Annotated in this window: 8 protein-coding genes; 6 read left to right on the top strand and 2 right to left on the bottom strand. The window is 59.9% G+C overall.

Annotated elements, in window-relative coordinates; genetic code table 11:
• The 6 genes from ABJK70_RS19265 to ABJK70_RS19240 all read left to right on the top strand — a co-directional run.
• Positions 1–467 (top strand): ATP-grasp domain-containing protein (locus tag ABJK70_RS19265; protein WP_347258805.1); only part of this gene is annotated, 467 nt, incomplete at its 5' end.
• A 1-nt stretch (position 468) separates the two neighbouring features.
• A complete protein-coding gene (locus ABJK70_RS19260) occupies positions 469–1,527 on the top strand; it encodes a hydantoinase/oxoprolinase family protein (protein ID WP_156881141.1) in 1,059 nt (352 codons plus the stop codon).
• On the top strand, positions 1,524–2,930 hold the full coding sequence (gene pabB, locus ABJK70_RS19255; protein WP_077732045.1) for an aminodeoxychorismate synthase component I: 1,407 nt from the start codon (positions 1,524–1,526) through the stop codon (positions 2,928–2,930). Before ABJK70_RS19260 ends, pabB begins: the two co-directional genes overlap by 4 nt.
• Positions 2,908–3,528: an amino acid kinase gene (locus tag ABJK70_RS19250; protein WP_347258804.1), complete on the top strand. Its 621-nt coding sequence runs from the start codon at positions 2,908–2,910 to the stop codon at positions 3,526–3,528. The genes pabB and ABJK70_RS19250 overlap by 23 nt, the downstream gene beginning before the upstream one ends.
• 180 nt (positions 3,529–3,708) lie before the next feature.
• A complete protein-coding gene (gene moaD / locus ABJK70_RS19245) occupies positions 3,709–3,942 on the top strand; it encodes a molybdopterin converting factor subunit 1 (RefSeq protein WP_077732044.1) in 234 nt (77 codons plus the stop codon).
• A gap of 1 nt (position 3,943) precedes the next feature.
• Positions 3,944–4,384, top strand: a complete 441-nt coding sequence (locus ABJK70_RS19240) for a molybdenum cofactor biosynthesis protein MoaE (RefSeq protein WP_347258803.1) — start codon at positions 3,944–3,946, stop codon at positions 4,382–4,384.
• A gap of 136 nt (positions 4,385–4,520) precedes the next feature.
• On the opposite strand, the gene ABJK70_RS19235 is transcribed toward ABJK70_RS19240, so the two are convergent.
• Together ABJK70_RS19235 and ABJK70_RS19230 are read right to left on the bottom strand one after the other, a co-directional pair.
• A complete protein-coding gene (locus tag ABJK70_RS19235; RefSeq protein WP_086133687.1) occupies positions 4,521–5,045 on the bottom strand; it encodes a CAP domain-containing protein in 525 nt (174 codons plus the stop codon).
• Positions 5,042–5,468: molecular chaperone TorD family protein (locus tag ABJK70_RS19230; protein WP_347258802.1), on the bottom strand; the 427-nt coding region annotated here is incomplete at its 5' end. The genes ABJK70_RS19230 and ABJK70_RS19235, both read right to left, overlap by 4 nt.

Here is a 5,468-nt window from a genome sequence, read left to right as displayed (position 1 = left end):
GGGTCTGGAAGACTTGGGCGGCCGAAACCGACGACCTTGCCCGGTATGTCGTTCAGCCTTTGATCGAAGGCGAATCGCTTAGCCTGTCCGCACTGTTTGCTCACGGGAAAGCGCGGCTGCTGAGCTGTAACCGGCAACGGATCGTCAGGTCGCGGGGCGGTTTTGCCTTGCGCGGCAGCGAGGTCGGCGCCATCCGGTCGGGTCTTGCCGCGTATCGAGCCTTGGCTGATTGGATCGCGGAGGCCGTGCCGGAATTATGGGGCTATGCCGGGGTCGATTTGATGCAGTGCGAACAGGGGCCGAGGGTGCTCGAGATCAATCCGCGACTGACCACGTCCTACGCCGGGCTGCGGCAATCCTTAGGCATTAATCCGGCCGCGCTGGTTTTGGAATTGTGGCGGAGCGGAATCTTGCCCGAATTCGACGCGGAATCGGGAAAGCCCGTCGAGATTGGTTTGGAGACGTGAAATGAGCATTGAAATGATCGGCTGGGACATCGGCGGAGCCCACCTCAAAGCGGCGGCGTTGAATGGCGCCGGCGAAATCGTCGCGGTCATTCAGGAGCCCTGTCCCTTGTGGCTGGGCTTGGATCGACTGCATGGCGCCATGAGCCGAATCCTGGAAGCCATTTCGCCGAGACCGGGCTGCCGCCATGCGATGACCATGACCGGCGAGTTGGTGGATTTTTTCGAAAACCGGGAGCAAGGCGTGATTGCCTTGGTCGAAGCGATGATTCAGCGCTGTCGGCAGAATTCGGTGCAGGTGTTTGCCGGACACGACGGGTTTCTCGATGCCAATGCCATCACCCCGGAAAGCGTTCCAAAAATCGCTTCGGCCAACTGGCTGGCGAGCGCGCTCTGGGTGGCGGAAAATCTGCGCGATGCCATGTTCGTGGATATCGGGAGCACGACCACCGATATTGCGTTGATTCGCGGCCACCGGGTCGAAACCCGAGGCTATACCGATTATGAACGAATGCGTTACGATGAGCTGATTTATACCGGGATAGTCCGTACCCCGGCGATGGCGCTTGCCGATCGGGCGCCCTTCGAGGGCGAGTGGATCGGTATCATGGCCGAACATTTCGCGACCACTGCCGACGTCTACCGGCTGTGCGGAGAATTGCCCGAGCACGCCGATCAGATGCCGGCGGCCGATAGCGGCGAAAAAACCGTCCAGGGAAGCGCCCGGCGTCTAGCTCGCTTGTTCGGGCGGGATGCGGAGTCGGCATCGTTGAAGCAATGGCGGCAGGCGGCCCGGTTCTTCCGCGAGCGGCAACTCGCGAAGCTTCGTTCGGCTCTGGATCGCCAGCTTTCGCGCGGCTTGATCGGCGACGATGCGCCTTTGATCGGTGCTGGCGTGGGACGATTTCTGGTGCGAGAATTGGCGGCACGATCGGGTTTTCCTTATAAGGACTTCAGCGAACTGTTTTCAATGTTGACGTCGCAAAACGATTTTCACGCTTCGGATTGCGCCCCAGCCGCAGCCGTAGCTTGTCTGGCATTGCGGGAGGTGGGGCGGACATGACGCCGAGAATCGAAGAGCTGCCTTATTTCGAGGACAGCGCCGCTTTGTTTCTGCCTTGGGCGGAGCGGCGCTGGGCGGTTTTTCTGGATAGCGGGTTTCCGCATAGCCGACAGGGACGTTACGACATCATCGCGGCGGATCCCGTCGCGACGCTGGTCACGCGCGGGCCGCTCACCGAGATTCGATCGCAGGGCTCTATCACACTGTCGCCGGATGACCCGTTTACCCTGGTCAAGCAATATCTCGGCGAAAAGGCTCCGCAGCTTCCGGGCCTGCCTTTCTGCGGCGGCGCTATCGGATACTTCGGCTACGATCTGGCGAGGAGGCTGGAGAAACTGCCCGACAAGGCCCTGGATGCGGAGAACATCCCGGAAATGGTCGTCGGCATCTACGATTGGGCGGTCGTCGTGGATCACTGGGCGCGCCGTACCTGGCTGGTCGCACAAGGGCGCGATCCCGCCCTCGCGGTACGCTGGCCCCACTTGGTTCAGGCCTTCAGCCAAATCCAGACCATCGGATGGCAGCAGGCCGACTTCTATCTGCTCAGCGACGTCGTCTCGAATATGAGCCGAGCCTATTATGCAAAGGCTTTCGGACGCATTCAGCATTACATTCGCGAGGGCGACTGCTATCAGGTCAATCTGGCGCAGCGCTTTTCGGCCTATTGCATAGGACATCCCTGGGCGGCCTACCAACTTTTGCGGCCTTACAATCCCGCGCCGTTCAGCGCCTATCTCAACTTCCCGCAGGTTCAGGTGCTGAGTTCCTCGCCGGAGCGCTTTCTCAAAGTGACCAACGGCATCGTTGAAACCAAGCCGATCAAGGGCACCCGCCCTCGGTCGCAGGACCCGCACGCGGACGCCGCCAAGGCGCAGGAACTTCGGGACAGCGTCAAGGACCGCGCGGAAAACCTGATGATCGTGGATCTGCTGCGCAACGACATCGGCAAGAACTGCGAGCCGGGCTCTGTCCATGTGCCTAGTCTGTTCGAGATCGAAAGCTACGCTACCGTGCATCATTTGGTGAGCACAGTCCGCGGTCGATTGTCCGAAGGACATAGCGCCGTGGATCTCTTGCGCGGCTGTTTCCCCGGTGGTTCCATTACGGGAGCGCCGAAGATTCGTTCCATGGAAATTATCGAGGAGCTCGAACCGCATCGGCGGGGCGTCTATTGCGGCTCGATCGGCTATGTCGGCTTCGACGGCAACATGGACAGCAACATCGCCATCCGTACCTTGGTGCACTCGGACGGTACGATCCGCTTCTGGGCCGGCGGCGGTATCGTGGCCGATTCGGTCCTGGACCAGGAGTACCAGGAGTGCTACGACAAAGCTACGGCCCTCTTGCATCTGCTCGAGCAATTCCAAGTCCAGAGGACCGGTGCCGATCACATGGGTCGTTAAGCTGGGCGGCAGCCTGGCCGACTCGGATACTCTCCCGTTCTGGCTGGATGCTTTGGCCGATGCGAACCTCGTCATCGTGCCGGGAGGCGGGCCTTTCGCCGACCAGGTCCGGTCGGCGCAGCAACGCTGGTCGTTCGGCGACGAGGCGGCTCACGCCATGGCGCTCTTGGCCATGGGGCAATACGGTTTGATGTTGAGCGGATTGTGCCCGAAGCTCGGAATCGCGAGCGATGTCCCTGCGCTTCGAACTTCGACGGAATCCGGCCGCTCCACGATTTGGCTGCCCGGTTTGTCCCTGATGAACGATCCGGGCATTCCCGCATCTTGGGAGGTCACTTCGGACAGCCTCGCGGCTTGGCTGGCCGGACGTTTGAATGCCGCGAATTTGCTCCTGGTCAAATCGGTGGCGATCTTTTCAGACGATACTTCGTACGGCGGACTTGTCGCACAAGGCCTGGTCGATGCCGCTTTCGAGCGCTTTTCCGCCAAGGCCGCGTTCGCAGTCTGGCTCGGTCACCGGCAAGATCACCCGCGCGTGCGGGCAGGTCTGCGAGAGCCATCCCATGTCTTTACGCGCGTTAATCGCTCCGCCGGATAAAAAAGTTCCGGGTTTGATCGAAGTAAAAATGAATGCCCGTGGAAAGTGTGCACGCGGAACAGCCGGAATGTGCCGAGCGAACGAAGACCGGCGTGTTCCGTTAGGGATCTACTTTCTTTGCGCTCAGTAACACGATGGCGGCTCTTGGATGGTTTTTGGTGAAGACAGAGATTAAATCGCATGTCGATTAGAGTGCGTTATTTCGGAAGCCTCCGGGAAAAAATGGGGCGAGTGGACGACAGTCTTGCCGCGGAAGACATCGATACGGTAAGCGACGTGTGGAAAGCGGTGAGCGAAGGCCAATATCTGCCGGATCGTATCCTCTGTGCGGTGAATATGGACTATGCCGATCCGGACGCGCCGGTCAAGGACGGCGACGAAGTGGCTTTTTTTCCGCCGGTGACCGGGGGCTGAAGTGCTGATCGAGCTGCGCCCGACCGGAATCGACCCTTACTCGGAACTACAGCGCTATCAAACGGAAACACTGGGCCACACCGGAAAATACGGTGCGACCTGCTCATTTGTCGGCACCATGCGCGACTTCAACGAAAATGAGACAGTCCGGCACATGTTTCTCGACCATTATCCCGGCATGACCGAGCGGCAGCTCGAGAAAATCGTCGAAGAAGCCCAGACCCGCTGGTGTTTTTTGGATGCGCTCGTCATTCACCGTGTAGGCGAGATACTTCCCGATCAGCCCATCGTGCTGGTCGCGGTGTGGTCCTCCCATCGCGGCGCGGCCTTCGACGCCTGCCGCTACATCATGGAAGAGCTGAAAAGCCGCGCGCCGTTTTGGAAAAAGGAAACCCTGAAGGAAGGCGAGCGCTGGGTGGAAAAGAATTCCAGCGGCTATTGACGAGTTCCGCCGGATGCGCGGATCGTAGGGCGGCAATCCTTTGTCGACGCCCAGTCATGTTTTTCCAGCCGCGTCATGTCGGGAAAGGATTCCCGACCTACATATCCGGATCCCTTACACTGAATCGGAAAACGCTCTACCGGCCGGAATTCGACAGCGGAGCGGCCAAGACCATCGCCCAATAAGGCGAGCCTCCGCCGCCGCTGCTCGCACAGGCGACACCGACTTCGTCGAAATCAGCCTCCATGATGGCGGAACAATGCCCGGTGCTGTCGAGCCAACTCCGCATGACTTCCCCCACCGTGCGCTGCCCCTGGGCGATGTTTTCGCCATAAACCTCCCAGTCATAGCCGGCTCGGGTAATGCGGTCCCCCGCCTTTCGTCCATCCCGGCCTCTGTGCGAGAGTCGGTCGTTGCGGCTCATCTCCTCGGCCTGTTTTTTCGCCGCTTCGAACAGCTTTTGATTCCACCGCAGCGGCTTGGCGGGTCGAAATCGCTTCCGGCCGCAGTATCTCGGCTTGGCACGAACGGCTTTTAGTTCCTCGAGGATTTCGCGCCTGATGGTGTCGGCGGAAGGGCATCGGGCTGTTGGAGCTTCGCGGGCGAAGACGGGCAGTACCAAACCAGCGGTCAAAATCAGGCTAAGGACGAGTCGTGTCATATCGGTTTTTTGGGCTGCGCCATCTCCAAATACTGTTGTTCGATGTTCAGAAAAGCCGTTCCCAGTTCGCCTACGGCTCGATAGAAACGAGCGGACCGGGCTTCTTTCAGATCGCTGAAGAAGCGCATGATCCAAGGCGCCAAGTGTTTAGCGAAAAAATCCGCCTCGCGTCCGTCTGCCTCGATAATCAGAAGGCTCATCGCTTCGCACAGCGCGGCGACATGATCCTCGGGTTCTTTCGCCGATGCCTGCCGTTCTAAACCTAAGCTCCGAAGCTCGTCGCGCAAGGCGGCCAGAGGCTTTTCCATGAGAAAGCCGGTGAGATACCAGGAAGCATAGGGTAGCAACTCGCCGCGGGTCGGGCCTATGAACGCCGCTTGATATTCCTCGGCGAGCTCGATTTCGCCGGCGTCGCGGGCGGCA

Origin of the sequence: Methylocaldum sp. (assembly GCF_039794385.1) — a bacterium.
In the GTDB taxonomy this organism is placed as follows: domain Bacteria; phylum Pseudomonadota; class Gammaproteobacteria; order Methylococcales; family Methylococcaceae; genus Methylocaldum.
The sequence above is the reverse complement of the archived record's forward strand: the minus strand, read 5'-3'. Positions and strand labels throughout refer to the sequence as shown.